15 protein-coding genes and 1 pseudogene are annotated in these 19,019 nt (G+C 64.4%); 12 read left to right on the top strand and 4 right to left on the bottom strand.

All coding sequences use genetic code 11. From position 1 onward, the window contains the following. The first annotated feature begins 145 nt into the window (after positions 1 to 145). From BSF38_RS31640 to BSF38_RS06905, 4 genes are all read left to right on the top strand, one after another. Positions 146 to 727, top strand: a complete 582-nt coding sequence (locus tag BSF38_RS31640; RefSeq protein WP_076344209.1) for a cupin domain-containing protein — start codon at positions 146 to 148, stop codon at positions 725 to 727. 152 nt (positions 728 to 879) lie between these two features. Further along, positions 880 to 1,152 (top strand): hypothetical protein, encoded by a 273-nt coding sequence (locus BSF38_RS06915; RefSeq protein WP_145952003.1) that lies wholly within the window; start codon positions 880 to 882, stop codon positions 1,150 to 1,152. Between the two features lie 17 nt (positions 1,153 to 1,169). Next, on the top strand, positions 1,170 to 2,774 hold the full coding sequence (locus BSF38_RS06910) for a molybdopterin-dependent oxidoreductase (protein WP_076344205.1): 1,605 nt from the start codon (positions 1,170 to 1,172) through the stop codon (positions 2,772 to 2,774). Between the two features lie 41 nt (positions 2,775 to 2,815). Continuing rightward, positions 2,816 to 3,055 carry a hypothetical protein gene (locus BSF38_RS06905; RefSeq protein WP_076344203.1) on the top strand — a complete coding sequence of 80 codons (240 nt, stop codon included), beginning with the start codon at positions 2,816 to 2,818 and terminating at the stop codon, positions 3,053 to 3,055. Between the two features lie 120 nt (positions 3,056 to 3,175). Here BSF38_RS06905 and BSF38_RS06900 read toward each other — a convergent pair whose 3' ends face one another. Together BSF38_RS06900 and BSF38_RS06895 are read right to left on the bottom strand one after the other, a co-directional pair. Further along, entirely contained in the window at positions 3,176 to 4,582 is a 1,407-nt protein-coding gene (locus tag BSF38_RS06900; RefSeq protein WP_076344201.1) for a sigma-54-dependent transcriptional regulator, read from the bottom strand. Beyond that, a complete protein-coding gene (locus tag BSF38_RS06895) occupies positions 4,579 to 6,072 on the bottom strand; it encodes a sensor histidine kinase (RefSeq protein ID WP_076344199.1) in 1,494 nt (497 codons plus the stop codon). Before BSF38_RS06895 ends, BSF38_RS06900 begins: the two co-directional genes overlap by 4 nt. A gap of 307 nt (positions 6,073 to 6,379) precedes the next feature. Between BSF38_RS06895 and BSF38_RS06890 the strand changes: the two genes are divergently transcribed. The 6 genes from BSF38_RS06890 (at position 6,380) to nusG (ending at position 12,456) form a co-directional block, all read left to right on the top strand. Then, a complete protein-coding gene (locus BSF38_RS06890; protein WP_145952002.1) occupies positions 6,380 to 7,198 on the top strand; it encodes a hypothetical protein in 819 nt (272 codons plus the stop codon). 91 nt (positions 7,199 to 7,289) lie between these two features. Continuing rightward, positions 7,290 to 8,549 carry an MFS transporter gene (locus BSF38_RS06885; protein WP_076344195.1) on the top strand — a complete coding sequence of 420 codons (1,260 nt, stop codon included), beginning with the start codon at positions 7,290 to 7,292 and terminating at the stop codon, positions 8,547 to 8,549. Positions 8,550 to 8,568: 19 nt separating this feature from the next. Then, the gene (locus BSF38_RS06880; RefSeq protein WP_083712750.1) at positions 8,569 to 9,813 is read left to right on the top strand and encodes an anion transporter; all 1,245 of its coding nucleotides are present in this window, start codon (positions 8,569 to 8,571) and stop codon (positions 9,811 to 9,813) included. A 134-nt stretch (positions 9,814 to 9,947) separates the two neighbouring features. After that, complete coding sequence (locus BSF38_RS32350; protein WP_257787843.1) at positions 9,948 to 10,073, top strand: hypothetical protein; 126 nt, start codon at positions 9,948 to 9,950, stop codon at positions 10,071 to 10,073. A gap of 447 nt (positions 10,074 to 10,520) precedes the next feature. After that, positions 10,521 to 10,955, top strand: coding sequence for a hypothetical protein (locus BSF38_RS06875; RefSeq protein WP_076344193.1), 435 nt, complete (start codon positions 10,521 to 10,523; stop codon positions 10,953 to 10,955). Positions 10,956 to 11,883: 928 nt separating this feature from the next. Further along, complete coding sequence (nusG, locus tag BSF38_RS06865) at positions 11,884 to 12,456, top strand: transcription termination/antitermination protein NusG (RefSeq protein WP_076344189.1); 573 nt, start codon at positions 11,884 to 11,886, stop codon at positions 12,454 to 12,456. A 43-nt stretch (positions 12,457 to 12,499) separates the two neighbouring features. On the opposite strand, the gene BSF38_RS31935 is transcribed toward nusG, so the two are convergent. Both BSF38_RS31935 and BSF38_RS32585 read right to left on the bottom strand, forming a co-directional pair. Continuing rightward, positions 12,500 to 13,036 carry a hypothetical protein gene (locus BSF38_RS31935; RefSeq protein ID WP_237170775.1) on the bottom strand — a complete coding sequence of 179 codons (537 nt, stop codon included), beginning with the start codon at positions 13,034 to 13,036 and terminating at the stop codon, positions 12,500 to 12,502. A 276-nt stretch (positions 13,037 to 13,312) separates the two neighbouring features. Beyond that, positions 13,313 to 14,014 (bottom strand): annotated as a pseudogene (locus BSF38_RS32585) (FHA domain-containing protein); the annotation flags it as partial. Between the two features lie 1,474 nt (positions 14,015 to 15,488). Here BSF38_RS32585 and BSF38_RS06850 point away from each other — a divergent pair. Together BSF38_RS06850 and BSF38_RS06845 are read left to right on the top strand one after the other, a co-directional pair. Next, positions 15,489 to 16,220 carry a sugar transferase gene (locus tag BSF38_RS06850; RefSeq protein WP_076344184.1) on the top strand — a complete coding sequence of 244 codons (732 nt, stop codon included), beginning with the start codon at positions 15,489 to 15,491 and terminating at the stop codon, positions 16,218 to 16,220. Positions 16,221 to 16,596: 376 nt separating this feature from the next. Beyond that, on the top strand, positions 16,597 to 18,888 hold the full coding sequence (locus BSF38_RS06845; RefSeq protein WP_083712748.1) for a polysaccharide biosynthesis tyrosine autokinase: 2,292 nt from the start codon (positions 16,597 to 16,599) through the stop codon (positions 18,886 to 18,888). The last annotated feature ends 131 nt before the right edge of the window (positions 18,889 to 19,019 follow it).

Below are 19,019 nucleotides of genomic sequence, written 5' to 3'. Positions count from 1 at the left end.
CGCGTCCCAACGAGAGGGCCGGCCGATGACAGCCGCACCGAGGATCGAGTATCGTAAGAGTTGGCGATTGTCACTGCTGTTCGACCGTCTCGCTCCCCCATCGCCCACTGCCGGCGGTGGGGGAGCGTAAGGAGGAGGGAGTGTCATGGCGATCCCGCATGCGAAGCCGGGCGAGGTAATCGACGTCCGACCGCTCGCGAAGGATCTGGCCGGCGCGAGAACCACGGTCCTGGTCAAGACCGAGGCTTTGGAAATCATCAGGTTGGTGATCCCCCAGGGCAAGGAGATCCCCACCCACGCAACCCACGGGGAGATCTCGGTCCAGTGCCTGGAGGGCCGGGTCGCTTTCACGTCCGAAGGCGTCCGGCGCGAACTGGGCGCCGGTGAATTACTCTACCTTCAAGGCGAGCAATCCCACTCGGTCACGGGGATCGAAGACGCCTCGCTCCTCCTGACCATCACCTTCCCGCGGTACTCGCCACTCGCCGAGCGACCGCCCCATTGCGACCAGGCGAGCCCAGTCGACGGCGCGTCCGAGCTGGCGCAAGGTCGCGGTGGGCGGGTCGATTTCGACTCGGACGCGGCGACCGATCTCGTCGATCAGGCGTCCCAGGAGTCGTTCCCGGCGAGCGACGCTCCCGGCTTCATCTACTGCGACGCCGCCGAGCAACCCGAAACCGACGCGCCCGGTGAACCGAGCAAGGGCAAGGGGAGGAAAAAGGACTGATGACCTCGGAGGCAAACCACGCGGAGTCCGCGCCATTTCGGTGGTGGGCTCCGCCCCGAATCCGGGCCTTCCTTTCCGACTGACGGCGGCGTCGGGGGGACGGCTCGTCACCCTGGAATCCCTTCGTTGCACGCCGTGAGGAGGACCGATCGATGAGTAACGACCCACGACGGATCATCATCATAGAAATCTGCGACGCTTGCAGCTCCCACATGTTCCGCGTTCATCACCAGAATTTCCCCGAGATGCAGCACGAGGGCCCGTCCGCCGAACAGGCGGTCGAGCACCTCGCCGAGCGGATGGCGGCCGACCTCGACTGCGTCCCCGACCCGTCGCATCGCGAGGCCGTCCAACTCGCGATCGACGACGCCCGAGCCTTCCTCGACGCCAAGAGGGCCGTTCACCCCGCGCCGGCCGCGCAATAGTGGAAACGACGTCGCACATGCGAATCCGACGCGACACTCTTCTCGTGTTCATCGCCCTGGTGGTGGCTCCAACCGTCGCGGCCTACGCCCAGTGGGCCGCGTTCGGTTTGCCGTCGGTGGCGGCCGAAACGTCGGCGCCCCCCGATGTCGACATGCCCACCGGTTTTCCGGCCTGGCTCCGCATCCACCATTATGTGAACCTGTTTTTCCTCATCATCCTGATTCGCAGCGGCCTGCAAATCCTCGCGGACCACCCTCGGCTCTACTGGAACGTCCACTGCACCCCCGGCACGGAATGGCTCCGCGCGACGCCGATCGAGGTTCCCACGGACCGCGTCTGGACGTCCAAGAACGACTCGCGCCACCTGTCTCCCTGGATCGGCCTTCCAGGATATCGACATACCGTCGGCATGGCCCGGCACTGGCACTTCCTGAGCGTACTGTTCTGGGTCGGCAACGGACTGATCTTCGTGATTCTGCTGTTCGGAACCGGGCAATGGCGACGGCTCGTCCCCACCTCATGGCGGATCGTCCCCGAGGCGTGGTCGATCTTCGTCCATTACGCCACGCTCCACATGCCTCCGGAGCCCAACGGGTTCTACCGCTACAACGCGCTTCAGCAGCTCGCGTATTTCTCCACGATTTTCGTGCTCGCGCCCCTGGCGATCGCGACCGGGCCGTCGATGTCGCCGGCGTTCACGAACCGGTTCTCCTGGTATCCCAGGCTACCCGGCAACCGGCAGATCGGCCGGTCGCTCCATTTCCTCGTGATGGTCGCCTTTCTCGGTTTTCTGGTCGTCCACGTCGCGATGGTGAGCTTCACCGGCCTCGTCCGGAACATGAACCACATCGTCATCGGCACGGACGACGGCCGACGCCTCGGCATCTACCTGGGCCTGCTGGGCATCGTCGTCGTGGCGGCTTTCAACGGACTGGCGAACTGGGCGGCGTGGCGGCGACCTCGAACAATCCAGCACATTGCCAGGGCGATCGTCACGCCGATCATGAAACGGCTGCTCAACGACGCCGCGCCCGAGGCCGAATTCCCGCGCGATCAGATCTCGCCGTTCTTCTGGCCGAACGGGAAATTGCCGACGAGCGACGAATGGACGACCCTGAACGCCGACGATTTCAAGGACTACCGGCTCAAGATCTCCGGCCTGATCGAGAACCCGGTCGAGCTGTCGCTGGACGAGATCCGGGCGATGGGGGTGAAGTCGCAGGTCACGCTGCACCACTGTATCCAGGGCTGGTCGGGCGTCGCGGCTTGGCGAGGGACGCCGATGTCGAAGCTGATCGATCTGGTCCGCCCGACGTCTGACGCGCGGATGGCCGTCTTCCACTCGTTCGGCGAGGGCCTCGAAGGGGGCCTGTACTACGACAGCCATGCGATCGAGAACCTTCGCCACCCGCAATCGATTCTGGCCTACGAGATGAACGACGAACCGCTGAGCGCCTTGCACGGCGCGCCCCTGAGGCTGCGAGTCGAAAACCAGCTCGGCTTCAAGATGGTCAAGTGGATTCGCGCCATCGAGTTCGTCGAAAGCCACAAGGATTTCGGAGAAGGGGAGGGGGGCTACAACGAGGATCACGAATACTTCGGCGAGCAGGCGAACATCTGATCGACGCCCCTCCCCGGCGCATCGCTCATAGGACGCAACATATGTACTATCTGTATGGTTCTCGCCCCGGAGCCCCCCAGCGGCTTGCGGCCATTTTCGACAGCGAGCCGCAACTGCTTTCGTACGTGCGCTGGGCGACCCTGTCCGAACTCGACGGCCTCCGGAAGTTTGAAAAAGGAAGCGCGCTGGCCAGCTACAACCAATTCGGCTATTCCGGCGATCCCCTCACCGACGACGACCCCGAGACCGTCGACCATAACCCGACTCCGAGCATGCTGTAAGCACTCAGCGGGAAGGAGTCGGGAGCCAAGACGTCGACGCTCGACTTGGAGCGCGTTTACGAGGACTCCGGCTCCGACGACGGCCTTCGAATCCTGGTCGAACGGCTCGGGCCGCGCGGCCTACGGGTGCAGGTCGTACTCGCGGATCTTGTCGAAGAGTTGACGGCGGCTGATGCCGAGGCGTTCGGCGGTCTTGGTGCGGTTGCCGCCGCATGCGACCAGGGCGCGGCGGATCGCCTGACGCTCCACTTCGGCCAGAAGCGCGCGGAGCGGTAGCAGCCCGGCGGGGTCGACTGCTGCGGGAACCGCCGGGTCGAGCGGCTCGTCGGCGTCGAGGTGTTCGGGGAGGATCGGCCGGCCTCGCGCGGCGATCGCCGCGCGCGACAGGGCGTTCTCAAGCTGCCGCACGTTCCCCGGCCACGGTCGCTCGCGGATGGCGATGAGCGCCTCGGGCGAGAGCGAAAGCTCGGTCCAGCCGTGTCTTCGCTCCGCGCGGCGGAGGATGGCTTCGGCCAGGAGCGGGATGTCGTCGGGGCGGTCGCGGAGGGGCGGGATGACGATCCGGGCGACGTTCAGGCGATAGTAGAGGTCTTCGCGGAACCGTCCGGCGGCGACCTCCTTCGAAAGGTCGCGGTGCGTCGCCGAAACGATCCGGGCGTCGGTCCGCAGGATCTCGGTTCCACCGACCCGCTCGAACTCCCGCTGCTGGAGGACGCGAAGGATTTTCGCCTGAGCCGCGAGCGGAAGCTCGCCGACTTCGTCGAGAAGGATGGTCCCGCCGGCGGCTCGCTCGAACCGGCCGGGCTTCTGCCGGTCGGCGCCGGAAAATGCGCCGCGCTCGTGACCGAACAGCTCGCTCTCGACCAGCCCCTCGGGAAGCGCTCCGCAGTTGACCCGGATGAACGGGCCGGACGAACGGTCGGAATGGTGGTGCAGGGCGGCGGCGACCAACTCCTTGCCGGTCCCGCTCTCGCCGACGATCAAGACGGCGGCGTCCGTCGCGGCAGCGAGACCGATCGCCTTGAAAACCTCGCGCATGACGGCGCTGCGTCCGATCAGCTCCGGCTCGGCGTCGGCCGAATCGTCGGCCTCTTCATTCGATTCTTCACTCTTCGCCCGCAGAGCGCGGACTTCACAGGCCAGAGCGCGCTGACGAAGCGCCCGCTTGAGGGTCAGTTGAACCTCGTCAAGATCGAACGGCTTGCTCAGGTAGTCGTAGGCCCCTCGCCGCATCGCCTCGATCGCGGCGGCCGAGCCGCCGTACGCCGTGATGACGACGACCGGAAGGTCAGCCAGCGCGGGGCCCAGCTCGGCGAGCACGGCGAGGCCGTCGCGGCCGGGCATCTTCAGATCCAGGAGGACGGCGTCGGGTCGCTCGCGGTCGATCCCGGCCAGGGCCTCGTCACCGTCGCCGGCTTCGATCACCCGGTAGCCCTCGGCCTTCAGCGAACAGGCGAGGCTGAACCGGATCGCGCGGTCGTCCTCGGCGACAAGGATCGTCTCGGCTTCGGTCGGTCTGGTCGTCATGACAAGGCGCCTCCAACGGCTGGGACTTCGGCGACAGGGAGAACCAGGGTGAAGACGGCGCCGCCGTTCGGGCGGTTCTCGGCTTGAAGGTCGCCGCGATGCGCGAGGGCGATCTCGCGGGCGATCGCCAGGCCCAGCCCGGTCCCCTCCGCCTTCGTGGTGAAAAACGGCTCGAACAGGTGCGACAGCACGTCGGCCGAAAGCCCCGGCCCGTCGTCGGCCACGCTCGCCGAGACCGTTCCGCGCGCCGGATCCAGATGGGTCGACACCCGGAGCACGCCGCCTCGTGGCATCACCTGGAGCGCGTTGGTCGTCAGGTTGCGGAGGACCTGCACCAGCGCCGGCGCCGCCATGTTCACCGACGGCAGGTCAGGCGTCTGCTCAAGCTCGACGCGGACTTCATGATCCCGGGCGCGGTCCTCGGCCAGTCGAGCGGCCTCGGCCGCCACCGAGTTGAGATCGCCGGGGGCGAGGTCTTGGGCGTCGGCCCTCGTGAACTGCAAGAGCCGCGAGACGATGTCCTCCAGCCGGTCGACCTCGTCGGTGAGGTGGTCAAACCCCTCGTCGCCCATTCCGAGCCCGCGCCTCCAGAGCTGGGTGATCGCCCGGATGCCGGCCAATGGGTTGCGGACCTCGTGCGCCACGCCCGCGAGCAGCTTCCCCAACGCCGCCAGCCGCTCGCTCCGCCGCAGCTCGGTCTGAAGCCGGTCGCGCTCGGCCGCCTGGCGGCGGACGGTCAGGGCCAGGCTCGCGGTGAGGGCGAACGCCAGGATGATGCCCGCGAGCGCGAGCCCCGTGGCCAGCCGATAACCTTGGAGCGAGCGGTCGACGAACAGCGGATCGACCAGCCGGGTCATCACCCAGCTCGCCCCGACGATGCGTTTGCCGACGATCATCGGCGTCGTGCGGATGGCCACGGTCACCGGGGGATCGCCCTCAAGCTCCTCGACGGAGAACAGCACCCGCTGCTTGCGAATCGCGGCGTCGACCTGGATATCGATCAGGCCGGCCTCAAGTGGCGGCAAACTCGACTCGCCCCGCTCTTGCGCCGGTTGCTCCTTCGGAGCTTCGTCTCCCTTGCTCACGGGCCTTCTCTGATTGGACGTGGTGCCGAGGAAGCTCTTGAACCTGAGGACGAGGTATCCCCCCTCGACGCCCTGATGCTTCGCCAGGACCGACGCGGACCGGACAGACAGCTCGCGGTCAAGCTCGTCTCGCGACGGCTCCTCGGGGTAGTCCGGGAACTCCCCGGCGCAGGCGACGATCTCGTACCCCCGGGCGGCGAGTTCGTCCCCCGCGCGGACGAGCAGAGTCCTGGCGTCGGATCGGCGACGCTCCCGGGCGACGACCGACGCGCCCGTCGCCCAGAGGGCCAGAAGGGCCGCGACGAACAGGGCTGCGACCCCGCCGACCTGGACGCCGAGCGGCACCCGGAGATTGAACCGCGAAAGCGACACGTACAGCCTCTCGTCGGAAACCGAACCTTCCATCCTCGACACTCGATCATCCCCTCTTTTCGCAAACCGTGCGCCGGGATTCCGTGAATTCCGCCGGCTCGCTCGCCCAGCTCGATCAGAGCGAGAGGCCCCTCGCCGCCTCGGCTCGAACTGGGCGGATTCCTCCCGGCGCGACGGGCGGAATTCGCCCGGCGAACGGGTCGAACGTCCCCAAAACCCAAGAAATCACTCAGTTTCCGCGTTGGCATCGGCCGTGCAATGGGTCTCGGTGCGGCCGGCAAGAAGTCGCCGGCAAACCAACGAGATTGCAACCGCAGACTTTAATCACAAGGAGATGATCATGTTCAAGATCGCAGCCGTGGCGTCGTCCGTTCTGGTCAGCCTCGGTCTGGCCGCTATCGCTCCGCCGCCGCCACCGCCGCCGGGGGGCCCGGACGAGCCGCGTCCGAAGGCCAAAGGCAAGGAAGCGGCGAAGAAGAAAGACGATCGTGGGCCGGCCGGCGACCTGACCAAGGCGTACGACCTGCTCCGTCGGCTCCGGGCCGATGCGACGTCCAACGGCCGTCCCGAGGAGCGCATCCGCACTTGGACCGAGCACGCGGTGACGTATTATCGCGACGGCCTGAAGGCGCTCGACGCCAAGGACGAGTTCCTCGCCCACGAATACGGGGCCGTCGCCCACGATCTGGCGCGGGCCGCCGATCACGCCCAGAAGGCCGCGATGTTCGACCGCCGCGACCCCGACCTGCCGCCGCCGCCAGAAGGTGTCGGTCCGGGCGATTCGGGCGAGCGGGTCCGACGCGACCTGAACCGGGCCTACGACCGGATCACCGAGTCCCCCGACCGCGATCCCGCGCCGGGCGCCGAGGTCTATCTGAAAGCGGCGCGCGACCTGTACACCGCCGCAAGGCGCGACGTCGAGGCCGGACGCGAAGAGCGCGGCGGCGAACTCGCCCGCGCGGCTGAGGCGATGACCCACGTCGCCGAGCACCTCGGCCACGCCGCCGCCGGCCCCCCCGAAGGTCGCAATCGCGACGGACTCCGATCCGGCGTCCGTCGCGAGCCCCCGCCGCCGCCCGACCGCCCCGAGCCGAAGGAGAAGGCGAAGCGAGCCGAGCTCCGCGACTCGGACCTGCCGCCGCCGTTGCCGCCCGAATAAAGCGGACCTGCTTCGGTACACTGTCGAGCCGGGGTCCGACCGACGGCCCCGGCCCTTCTTCCTCACAGATCCCTTGTCTTGAAAGATCAGCATGGACTGGCGCAACCGGATCGGACTTTACGGATCGTACTTCCTCGGGATGGCGGCGATCGGATTCACGTTGCCGTATCTGCCGCTTTTCCTTGCGGAGAAGGGGCTCTCGGACCGAGCGATCGGGATCGTATCGACCCTGGCGGCGTTATCGGGCCTGGCTCAATTTCCGATCGGTCTCTGGTCGGACCGGATCGGTTGGCGCAAGCCGTTCCTGGTCGCCGCATTGGCCCTGATCGCCGTGTCGACGGTGCTCTTGCGCGGCGCGGAGGGGGTCGTCTGGCTCGGGTTCCTCGTGATCCTGTTCGCCGAGAACGGCGTCGGCCGCGCCGTCGTCGAAAGCCTTTCCGGAGCCGAGGCCGCGGCACTGGCACCCAGGGGAGGCGTCGGCGCGGCGCTGGGCGCTCTCCGCTTTTGGAAGCCGATCGGAATCGTGCTCGCGGCCCTGCTGGGGAGCTGGATGTCCGAGCGGCATGGCGTCGGCGCGATCCTCGTCCCGCTCGCCGTGGTCCAGAGCCTGGCCGTCGTCGCAGCGCTCTTGATCCACGAGACGCCGAGGCGCGACCAGGTCGCGCCGGAAGCTCCGGAGCCGCGGGATGCGGTCGGCCCGCGAGCGAAGGAATGGTTTCCAAGGGACGCGGGCCTCTGGATCTTCGTGACGGCGATGGTACTCTATCACGCCGCGAACGCTCCCGGCGGCGTGTACCTGGGGTTGTTCCTGAAGCGAGACCTGGAAGCCCCCGACCGGATGCTGGCGTATGCGTTCGTCGTGAGCATGGCAGCCTGGATGCTCGTCGTCTGGCCGGCTGGGTGGCTCGCGGATCGGTGGGGGCGAAAGCCGTTGCTGATCGCCGGCTGGGCGATCATGTCGATTCGGCTCGGACTCTTGGCCCTGATCCACGCCCCATGGATCGCCGTCGCGAATCAGGCGCTCGATGGTCTTGGCAACGGCCTCTTCGCCGTGATCGCTGCCGCCTGGGTGACCGACCGACTGGCCGATCCGCGGCGATCGGGCGAGGCGCAGGTGATCGTCGGATCGTGCCTTGTGCTGGGCTCGGCGTTGGGGCCCGCGGCGTCGGGATTCCTGGTCGGGCCACTCGGATATCGGGGGCTGTTCGCGGCCCTGGCGGCCGTCGGCGTGGTGGCGACGGCGATCGTCGCAGCCTTCGTCCCCGAGACTCTGACACGGCACAAGGAACTCGCCGACGGCCGAACCGTCGTCCCGATGGCCACCACCTCCGACCTTTCGACGACCCCTTGATTCGGAGAGATCCAGACCCGTGACAACGCAACCCGCTTCGATCCCTCTGGTTTCCACCCTCTTCGGCCTGACCTATCTTGGGTTGGCCCTGGGCAAAATCCCCGGTTTGCGGATCGACAGGACGGGGATCGCGCTCGTCGGGGCGGCCGCGATGCTCGGCTTCGGCGTGGTGTCGATGAGCGACGCGGCCCGGGCCGTCGATTACGAGACGATCGTCCTGCTGTTCGGCATGATGGTGGTCGTGTCGCACCTCCGCCTGGCCGGGTTTTTCGCCCTGGCGACGGAATGGATCGCCGGCCGGTTCTCCGGCCCATTCACGTTGCTGGCGGTGACGATCGGCCTGTCGGGCGTGCTCTCGGCGTTCCTGGTCAACGACGTCGTCTGCGTCGCCCTGACTCCCCTCGTCCTCCACCTCTGCCAGCGTCTGAAGCGAACTCCGATCCCCTACCTGATCGGCCTGGCGACGGCCTCGAACGTCGGCTCTGTCGCCACGATCACGGGCAATCCGCAGAACATCATCATCGGCTCACTCTCGCACATCTCCTACCTGCGATTCGCCAGTCGGTTGGCCCCCGTGGCCCTGATCGGCTTGGTGCTGAACTTCGTCGTCGTGGCGATCGTGTACCGAAAGCAGCTCGGCGCGGTGCGGCGTGATCTCCCGGCCGTGGAACCGGAGTCGAGGCCCAGGGTCCATCGCGGCCTGCTGATCAAGAGCATCGCGGTGACCCTGGTCACGGTCGGCTGCTTCTTCGCGGGGCAGCCGATCGCGCTCTCGGCCTTGATCGCAGCGGGCGTTTTGATGCTCGATCGGGTCCGCCCCGAGAAGGTTTTCAATGCGGTCGACTGGCCGCTCCTGGTGATGTTCGCCGGCTTGTTCGTCGTGGTGAGCGCGTTCGAGGTGAACGTCGTGCGGACGTGGGGGATCGAGCGCTGGAAGCCACTGCTCGATTCGCCGGTGGTGCTCACGAGCGGGCTGTCCGTGGCGCTTTCGAACCTGGTGTCGAACGTCCCGGCGGTGCTGCTGTTCAAGCCGCTCATGGAGGTCATGCCCCAGAAGGAGCAGGCGTGGCTGGCGCTGGCGATGTCGAGCACGCTGGCGGGGAACCTGACCGTGCTGGGATCGGTCGCGAACCTGATCGTGGTCGAGCACGCCCGCCGGGCGGGGACGGATCTGGGCTTCCTGGAATACCTCAAGGTCGGCGTGCCGCTGACCATCCTGACGACCCTCGTCGGCGTCGCCTGGCTCGCGTTGGTCCCCTACTGACCCGCGTCGACGACCTTCAGACGTGAAATCCTGGAATTGGATCCCAGCCGATCATCGTCTGGGAGGACTCGAGGAGAGGCAGGGGATGAGCCCCAACTGGCCGCGAGTGACTGAACGTCCCCCCTGGAAGCTTCGTGCCGATCTCGCCCCTGGCGCTGCGGATTCAGACCGGCATGCCCCTCCTGGCATCGAAGGTCTCGAACTGGTTCGGACTGCACCAACCGCCGCCGATCCGCAAGATAGCCCCCGGTCGGTTATGACGCGCGTCTCGATCGAAGAGGGTCGGCATGGTGCAACCTAGCACCACAACGAGCGAATGAATGCATGGAAGCCCAATGGCGGGAGAATCGCCGCCGAACCGCGCGGATCGTCGACGATCGTGATTCAACCCGATCGTCCGGCCGGAAGCCACGGAATCGCGCCGACATGAATGAAGAGCACCTCGAGTCGAGGTTGAGGTGAGATCAATCGATCCCAAGCCTTTTCCTCAAGGTAAGAGTCGCCTCGGGCTTCCAGCGTCGCGTCGCCGCTGGAACCGGGCGGTGTGGCGCCATGGTGAGTTCCCGCCACGGATCCAGGCTCGCGATCAGCTCGACCTTGCAGGGCGCTTTCGACGCACACATAATACACATGCGAGGTTTGGCGGATCGCTCGAAAGCCCCGACGTTTGGGGCCATTCACCACGACACCCGAGGTCCTCGATCCCCATGGTCGACGAGTTGTCGAGACGTCGTCACAATTTCCAACCCGGCCGGAAACTCCGGTTGGCCAATGGACAATTGTGGGTCTTCCCGACGCCGCGCGTCCCGGGCGATCCGACGGGTTTCCAAGCGGATGCGGAGTATCGGCCCCTCCTCGATTCGGTGCGCGAGGCGGATTCCGATGCGGAGCGGGCCTTGGCGGAACTGGCCCTCGCCGTCTTTCTGCTGAGTTGGAACTACGACCTCTCCCCCTCAGAATATCAGGAACTGCTCTCATTCCCTGCCGGGTCTCCAGCCGTCGAGGAATGGCGGGGCAATATGAGTGAACTCGCCTGTGCGCACATCGGAGGTCCCCTCCTCGCGAAGGAGCCGGGGATGGCGTATCAGGGCTGGTTCTCCCGTCTCCTGGCGCGGTTCCGACCTTCGCCGACGGACCAGTAACCTCGCATGTGTAGCCTCGGCCGCTCCATGCGTCAGGATATTCTAATACCCTACTCCCGAATCGATTTGCGCGCTCGTTCTGCGACACGAGACAGGTCCGGCAGCGGAAGCGTCGCGAATGGTCGTGCCTGGGGTATGACGACCAGACGCGACGACACCGAGGGCGGCGACGCAGAATGGGTGTTCCTCGCCTCTGGCTGAACCACACTCTGGAGCGCGCCCGTCAGCGTGAGCACGGCCTCCGCGAGGTCCTCAACGCCCTCTGATGGCTCTTCCGCCAACAGCTTGAAGGCGATTGACCACGGCATCCTTCCCAAGGCCGTCAGGCGCCGCGAGTCGAAAACAGGGCTTCTCGCTGCTGCCGAGACGCGGAATCGAGGAGCGGCCGTTCGCCGGAACCACCTGACCCACCACTGCGAACCGATCTCCAGAAGACCTTCGCCACGCTGCCCTACCTCGCCTTCAACTCCCTGATTCTCCACGCGGCCGCCCCACCGTAATGGGGAGAGCCCTGGGACTTCCGCTCAGAGTGACATCCACGACCCGCGCCGAACTCGTGTCTGAAGTCTGCCAGGCTTGCTGGTTGGTCCTCCTCACCCACGAGAGCCCGTCTTCGACCCTCCGAATGAAACCCATGTATACAATTTTCAACATTCACCCCGAGCCCGGATCGTCTTACTAGTCGATTAATTCTTAACAATACTTCATCTGCCCAAGAAGGGCGACGGCAAATGCTTTTTATTAAGAGTCATCCAGCCATAACCTCAATTTCACGCCATCTCGATTTGAATTAGACGTCAAACATGGGTATTCCTCTAACTGTGGGCAACAACATCGTTACAGCGAGACTCCTATCAAGAATCCATTAACCCACGTCTTCGGGACCATCGAGGTAGGAGGATCTCCGTCAAGGAAAGGTGATGCTTCCATGCCGATTCTTACCACCGAGACCGATTTCTATCCTGAGAACCTGTGGGATGACCCCCCCGCGGTCGCGTGCGACTCCGCCTCGAAGTGGTGGTGTCTGCACACCAAGCCTCGACAAGAGAAGGCCGTTGCACGCGACCTTCTGGGTGCGAGGGTAGCTTTCTACCTCCCTCAGATCAACAACGAGCATCGTACCCCCCAGGGGCGGAAGCTCAAATCCGTCCTGCCGCTGTTCACCGGCTACCTTTTTTTAAAGGGCGACGACAACGACAGGATGATAGCGATTCATGGCAGTCGGATCGTCAACGTCCTTCAGGTCTTTGACCAGAGCACTCTGGAACACGACTTACGTGGCATCCATAAGTTTTTAAGTTCCGGATTGCCCATATCCGCGGAGCCCCGGATCTTGCCAGGGACGAAGGTGCAGATCAGGTCCGGCCCGCTCGCCGGCGCCGCGGGGACGGTTGTTCGACGAGGCAACGGCGACCATCTCGTCGCAACGGTTCAATTCCTCTCTTGTGGAGCGAGCGTGGAGCTTCAGGACTGGCAGATCGAGCCGATGGTCAAGCAGTAAACGGCGTCGAGCGACACGCGCCGCCCGGTCTTTCACTTCAACATCAACCTCGCTTGCTGATTTGGTTGATAATTTGCCGCCAGTAACCCTGGCGCTCGCGCTGGAGCGTCGCAATCCGCTCGGTCAGCACGCCGTGGGCCTCCTCCGGATCGGAGGACCTCTCCGGCCCACGGCGGCCCTGGAGAGTTCCTTGAGGCGTATCCGGCGCGTCTGTCGCCCCGATGGTCCGCGACTCAGGGCCTGCCGACGTACTCGAACCGCGTGATTCAGGCGTCGCCGGCCGCAGGCCTTTCGATTTCGGGACGGCATCCGACGAGCCTCCGCCGGCTGCGGGTCGCTCGCGCCGCGGCGGCCTGGAGGTCGACTTGGAGGTCGCGTCCTCTTCCTGGGGCAACGCTCGGGCGAGCTTCTCCTGGAGCCCGCTGAGTTCGCGGGTCAGTTGCTCGACCCGATCCAGCTCCACGCGCATCGTGGCCTGATGCTCCTGGTGCATCGCGACGAACATTTGGACCATAAGGATCATGTCGTTGTGGAACGATTCCATCAGCTGCATCTGCTGTTGCCAGATCGCCGGCGGCATCGGACCGTCCTGAGATGCGGACTGCCAAGCGCGAGTCGATTCGGCGCCAAGTACGGACGTGGCCAAGACGGGGTGATCGAGAGTCGGTGGAGTAGTCGCCAACGAGCCTGAGGTCGGGCCCGGCCGCACGGCCAAGGCCCGACCGGGATCGCGTGATCGCTGACTCGACGTCGCCAGCGACGATTCGGTTGCGGCGACAGGCATTGCCCCCGCGGAGATCGAGAGGTTCTGACGACTGAACTTGGGCGCCTGGACCACGCAGCGCACGATGAAAGTGAAGCGGCCGATCCGAACGGAGTCGCCGTCGTCGAGCCACGCCCAGCGGACACGAACCCCGCCGACGAACACGCCCTCGCGAGACCGAAGATCCACCACCCAAAGGCCCCCCGGCGTTCGAACGAAGCTCGCGTGAAATCTCGACACGCTGTCGTCCGTAAGGGTCATATCACACCCCTGGGCCCGACCGATCAGAGCCACCACGCTCGGTATCCGCCACTGCGCGTGGTCCTCCCCCGTCCTGATCGGCAGTTCCAACGCCGCCTCAGCGAGCCGCGGAGGATCAACCGGCTCGATCAGCGTCGTGCCGGGCGGCTCGACCGTCGATCCGACGCCCCGACTCCCGGCCTTTTCCACGATCCTGCGGATTCCATAGCCGCCGATGTTGACAACCCGATCAGGGTCCAGCCAGCCGCGGTCCAGACTCCCCGATCGATCGGCCAGGGCTATTCCGGTCCGGCTGCTCAAATCGAGGCAAAACAGGCGGCTGCCCACCGCCTGGAAATAGGCATGCAGACGGCTCACTTCTTCGCCTTCCAGAAGCAGGTCGGATCGCGGATCTCGACCCACCAGGACGAAAGGCCGCGCGAATTCGTGGAGTTCGAGACGAGTCTCGCCCCGGCCATGATTCCGGCATTCCAGAATCAGAGGGCCGTCGAGACCGCAGGCATTCCGGAACAGATCGAGCCCAGACGCATCCATAATGTTTCGTCGATCCCGATGCCGCGAAGTCAGTGCCCCGTCCGCAACAGCTACGAGGGCTTCAACGGCTGGATAGGCCGCTCTTTATTCGATCACTCGGGGCTGACCATTTCAAGTGCCGACGAGCGGGCGGACGCCGATCACCTCGGGGCTTCAAGGGAGGAGCCTCTGGCGGGCCGCCTTCGGCGACGCCGTTGCGAGTCCGCCGTATTCCTCGGCTGGACGTTCGGTTTCCTCTTCGCCGCGTTGAGAAACCGCCCCCTGGAACGGAGTGGCCAGGAAGCAAGTCCGGCGGCGGCGAGGCAAGCTGGTGATCAAGACCCGGCTTATGCGAGAGCGGTCGACGACAGCGGCCCCCATTCCCGGCGGCCCGACTTCCCTCCTCCTGACGCCGGCCGCCACAGAGCGAGCCGCCGCCAACCTCTCCGAACATGAACGGCGGCGGCCAGAGGGAAGCCGCGGTTGGACCATCGCACCCAGTACGAAAGCCATAGTTTGCGCAAGTCCAGTCGGCAAAGTGAGATGTCCAATCCACCTCCGACCTCTTCGACTCAAGTTGTGTTAAATCCGGTCCTTGTAGTACACCTACCACGCGCATTGGAGCATCTTGGATGCATATTCAACGCAGTTCCCCGGAAATCTAGATGGAAATTCCTTGACACATTGATGAAGGAATTGTCAGAATGCGTTCTTGCCGTGGGAGAGGGGATCAATCAATCCTACTTACATCCATTTTTCTCTCCAGGCACTATTGCTGAGTTCCATTCGGGGTCTGCTCCATGCAACCCATGGGGACGAAGTCTTGACTTGATCTCCTAATACCATTTCCAAGACCACCAATTCGCCCCCTGTCCATAGGCTTGCCTTTTGGTCTGCCGCAGCGAGAAGAGAAGCGCCCAAGCACGGCCGAAACCTACCACGGCCTCCTCTTTGAACAACCTCTCCACCCTCGCGAATGCCAAGCGGCATTCCGAGCTGTCAATTTGCTCATGTCACCCATCGGGTGTTCCAAGTCGCCCAAGAGGAAGCTCCTCCACCTCAAAGACCGGAGTCCGAGGCGCATCTCGCCGACTATGGCGACATCGGCCGTCCGAACGGGATCGATTCCCGTCCCACACATCCCCAGGTTTGAGAAGGTCGCCCCGCCTCTCCCGTCGTCGGTGCATGGGCGAGAGACGTTCGCCCCCCTGACCGAAGGGTCGCTCTCCGCGAACGCATCGGGTCGGTGATGGCCGACGCCGACCTCGTGGGATTGTCCGATCGGACTGTCGACCTCCTCGCACCAGAGGGAATCGTCATGTCCGACAGCCCGCCTCCTCGGCTGAACAGTCCCTGCACGGCTTCGTGACACTCATTCGGAAATTTTGACAGCGCCAGTCGCGTATCCGTCGGGTCTGCGATTGATGAAATAGCGTCGTGAGGGAAAAGGACTTCCGAGAGATACACCGTTGGTCAACAACCCCTCGAGGCAAGAATGGAAACCAGAACTGTTGCCACAGCCTGGTGGCCCGATTACAAGCGGGTCAAGATTACGCTCGATTTCAGCCTTGCGGCCGTCCTCCTGTTTTTCGCATGGCCGGTCATCGTCCTCAGCATCATCGCCGTCCGACTGTCCTCTCCCGGTTCACCGATCTACTCCCAGAGGCGGCTGGGATTTCGAGGTCGTCCAATCACGATCTACAAGATTCGGACGATGTACCAAGATTGCGAGCGCAAAACCGGTGCAGTCTGGTCTTTCCCAGGAGATCCCAGGATCACGTGGGTCGGTCAGTTCCTGCGGTGGAGCCACCTCGATGAGTTGCCTCAACTCTTCAATGTCTTGTGCGGCGACATGAGCCTAGTCGGGCCGCGTCCTGAGCGCCCCGAAATCATCACCCAGCTCGAGAAGCTCTTTCCCCAATACCGACGGCGACTCGAAATTCGTCCCGGCCTCACGGGGCTGGCCCAGGTCCTTCAGGCCTCGGACACGGATCTCGACAGCGTCCGGCGCAAGCTCGAACTCGATCTTTACTACATCGAGCAGATCGGCCCGTCGCTGGATTTCCGGATCTTTCTCGCCACGCCGCTCCACATCGTCCGGTATCCCAGCCAAAGGATCGCGCAACTCTTTCACTTCTCGTTCAACGGGCTTGGGCGGCCCCTGGGACTGACCGCCCCCCAATCGGAAACGGAAGGAGTCTCGGTCGAAGCCTCTTGCGCAAGTTGAGGTCCGGCTCGGGCTCCGCCCGTCGAGTTTCCGACGCACTGGATTGTCAAGAAGCAGTTTGACATTCCAATGACATTCAGAATCCGTGCAAGAGTTAGGATTCACCAGGAGTGCACCATGATGAATTACGCGCCAGGGTGTAATCTGATCGAGCTGGAGGGGAACGACGTCGCTGGTTCCGTCCGAGCTCGCCATGCCTTCGGATACCCACCGCCGGCCGATGACGTCTGCGTCCTCGATTGGGTCCCAGCGCAATGGAACCCATGGGCGCGGAATGCGCGCCGATGACCGTGTTTGGTCCCGAGCGATTACTACACTCCAAGCGACTGAGACTAACCGTCCGCCGCTCGGACGCAGTTGATGGAGCGATACCGCAATGGAACCTTTCCGATCCAGCTCATTTATCAACGGCATCCCAACAGTGCTCTCGCAGGAGCAAGGCGCGAGCGCGCCCACTCCGGTCGAACTGCTCCCTGTCGATCGGATCGTCCCCGGGTACGGCGCCTCGCTGAAAGCCGTGGAGCCCCCACCGGGACTGTCGGAGATGCCCGATCTTGACGGGCTGCTCAGGGCGTTGCGCCGCCGCTGGCTGTTCGCTCTCCTCGGAGGTCTGCTCTGCTCGTCACTCTCGGCCGCCGCCGTCTACCTCTACCTGCCGCCGCCGAAATACACCGCCCGCGCTCTCGTCCATGTGGCCGAGAAGCGCCCGCGAGAGCTCTTCGAGACCCGTGAAAGCGAGGTCGGCTTTCGGACTTACCAGGAGACGCAAGTGATCCTGGTCAAGAGTCGTAAGGTGTTGGAAGCGGCCCTCAATCCTCCGGCGATCGCGAGCCTTCCGACCGTTCGCAAGCTACTCGACCCGATCGACTGGCTCTCCGGAGTGCTCATGGTGGATTTCCCGCGTGGTTCCGAGATCCTCTCCATCTCAATGACCGCGAGCTGCCCGCCTCTGGACCTGTCGACACTGGTGAACGCGATCGCGGATTCTTACCTCACGGAGATTGTGGACAAAGAACGACTCGCGCGGGTCGAGCGGCTCGAGCGGTTGAAGGAGTTGTTCGCCGATTATCAAAAGGATTTGACTGAAAAGCGGCTGAAATTCAAGGAAATGGCGGGTTCGATAGGAACGAGCGACAAGCAGGCCGCGGCCGTCAGACAGCAGATGATGGTCGAGCATCTCGGACTGGCTCGTCAGGAGTTGCTGAAGCTCAATTCAGACGTCCGGAAGTCCCAGGCGCGGCTGAACGTCCTGGCATCCAAGCCGGAACTCGAGCCGACGTCGAACCAGACCGTCTCCACCTTGGACACCCTGAGTACGGCCGAGGTGGACCCCCAGGTGATGGAGCTTCGAAGTCGACTCGCCGAGCTTCGGAGAAAGCATGCTTCGGTCAAGCGGATCAGCCGCCAAGGGAACGTCGACCCCTCGATTCTGGCCATCCAGCGAGAAATCAAATTAGTCACGGGGGAACTGGAGGGACGGCGCCAGGAGCTCCGCGCGGCCGCCGCGGAATTCAATCGCGCCGAGCCCGCCGCCATCCCGGACGCCCGTCTGGAGGAGGTCAAGGAATACCTCGAAATCCTTCACGAACAGGAAAAGAGCCTGATCGACGAGATCGCGTCCCTCGAGTCCCAGATGTCCTCGTTGAATGTCAAATCGATGGATTTCCACTGGCTCGAAGACGAAATCGCGGTGGCTTCCGACACGGCCAAGATGGTCGGCGCCGAGGTCCAGTCCATGACGGTGGAGATGCAGGCCCCGCCCCGCATCCGCCTCATTGAGAAAGCCAGCGTCCCCACGATGAACGACCCGCTCCGGCGGTGCAAACTCAGCACGATCGTGGGGGCCGGAGTCTTCCTCGCATTCGTTGGTTGCGTGTCGCTCTGGGAATTCCAGAGCAGGAAAATCGACGTGCCGGACGAGGTGGCCTTTCGACTCGGGCTGAGGATCATCGGCGATCTCCCGAAATTGAACGGCCCCCGCCGGGGCGATCAAAAGCAGATCGAACGCGATCGCCTCGTCCAATCGATCGACGCGGTGCGAACCATGCTCCTGAACGCCGGGCGACATCAGCCGTTCCGGGTCGTCTTGGTCACGAGCGCCTTGAAGGGAGAGGGCAAGACCTCGCTCTCGTGCCACCTGGCCACGAGCCTGGCTCGGGGGGGCCGCAAGACACTCTTGATGGATTGCGATCTGCGCAAGCCTTCCCTCCATGACGTCTTCGACTTCCCATCAGGGCCCGGCCTCGGCGACATCCTGCGCGGGGAGATTGGTTGGACGGACGCGGTGCGCCAGACACCCGTCCCCGGTCTGTCCTTGATCTTCGCGGGTCGTTGCGATCCCGCAACGATCGACCTGCTTCCACGCGAGGATTTCCCAAACCTCTTGCAAGAGCTTCGCGATCAGTTCGATTTCATCATCGTCGATTCTTCCCCCCTGCTGCTCGTGACCGACGCCCTGATCGTCAGCCAGCATGTCGACGCCGTGCTCCTCAGCGTCCTTCGCGCGGTGAGCCAACTCCCCCAGATCTACGCCGCGTCCGAACGGCTGGCGTCCATGGGGGTGCGAATCTTGGGCGCGGTCGTTTCGGGAGTCCCTCTCAAGCCGAATCGTTATTACGGCTCATATACATCACCGCAGTGGAATCCAGTCGAAGAAGAGCCTTCCTGAGCGCCGAGTCTCGTCAGTGTCGATCGGGCCGGACGATGGCCGACTCCTTGCGAAACACTAGCTACCTTAAGAGAGACGCATGACTTTCATAACCTCCTCGATTGATACTCACCGGTCGCGGGGAGCGCCGT

Origin of the sequence: Paludisphaera borealis (assembly GCF_001956985.1) — a bacterium.
Taxonomy (GTDB): Bacteria; Planctomycetota; Planctomycetia; order Isosphaerales; family Isosphaeraceae; genus Paludisphaera; species Paludisphaera borealis.
Note: the sequence above shows the minus strand (reverse complement) of the source record. Positions and strands in the feature narration are given on the sequence as shown.

Excerpts from the sequence above, each read along its gene's own strand:
- BSF38_RS31640 (WP_076344209.1), top strand. The coding sequence starts at position 146 with ATGGCGATCCCGCATGCGAAGCCGGGCGAGGTAATCGACGTCCGACCG.
- BSF38_RS06915 (WP_145952003.1), top strand. The coding sequence starts at position 880 with ATGAGTAACGACCCACGACGGATCATCATCATAGAAATCTGCGACGCT.
- BSF38_RS06910 (WP_076344205.1), top strand. The coding sequence starts at position 1,170 with ATGCGAATCCGACGCGACACTCTTCTCGTGTTCATCGCCCTGGTGGTG.
- BSF38_RS06905 (WP_076344203.1), top strand. The coding sequence starts at position 2,816 with ATGTACTATCTGTATGGTTCTCGCCCCGGAGCCCCCCAGCGGCTTGCG.
- BSF38_RS06900 (WP_076344201.1), bottom strand. The coding sequence starts at position 4,582 with ATGACGACCAGACCGACCGAAGCCGAGACGATCCTTGTCGCCGAGGAC.
- BSF38_RS06895 (WP_076344199.1), bottom strand. The coding sequence starts at position 6,072 with ATGGAAGGTTCGGTTTCCGACGAGAGGCTGTACGTGTCGCTTTCGCGG.
- BSF38_RS06890 (WP_145952002.1), top strand. The coding sequence starts at position 6,380 with ATGTTCAAGATCGCAGCCGTGGCGTCGTCCGTTCTGGTCAGCCTCGGT.
- BSF38_RS06885 (WP_076344195.1), top strand. The coding sequence starts at position 7,290 with ATGGACTGGCGCAACCGGATCGGACTTTACGGATCGTACTTCCTCGGG.
- BSF38_RS06875 (WP_076344193.1), top strand. The coding sequence starts at position 10,521 with ATGGTCGACGAGTTGTCGAGACGTCGTCACAATTTCCAACCCGGCCGG.
- nusG (WP_076344189.1), top strand. The coding sequence starts at position 11,884 with ATGCCGATTCTTACCACCGAGACCGATTTCTATCCTGAGAACCTGTGG.
- BSF38_RS31935 (WP_237170775.1), bottom strand. The coding sequence starts at position 13,036 with ATGCCGCCGGCGATCTGGCAACAGCAGATGCAGCTGATGGAATCGTTC.
- BSF38_RS06850 (WP_076344184.1), top strand. The coding sequence starts at position 15,489 with ATGGAAACCAGAACTGTTGCCACAGCCTGGTGGCCCGATTACAAGCGG.
- BSF38_RS06845 (WP_083712748.1), top strand. The coding sequence starts at position 16,597 with ATGGAACCTTTCCGATCCAGCTCATTTATCAACGGCATCCCAACAGTG.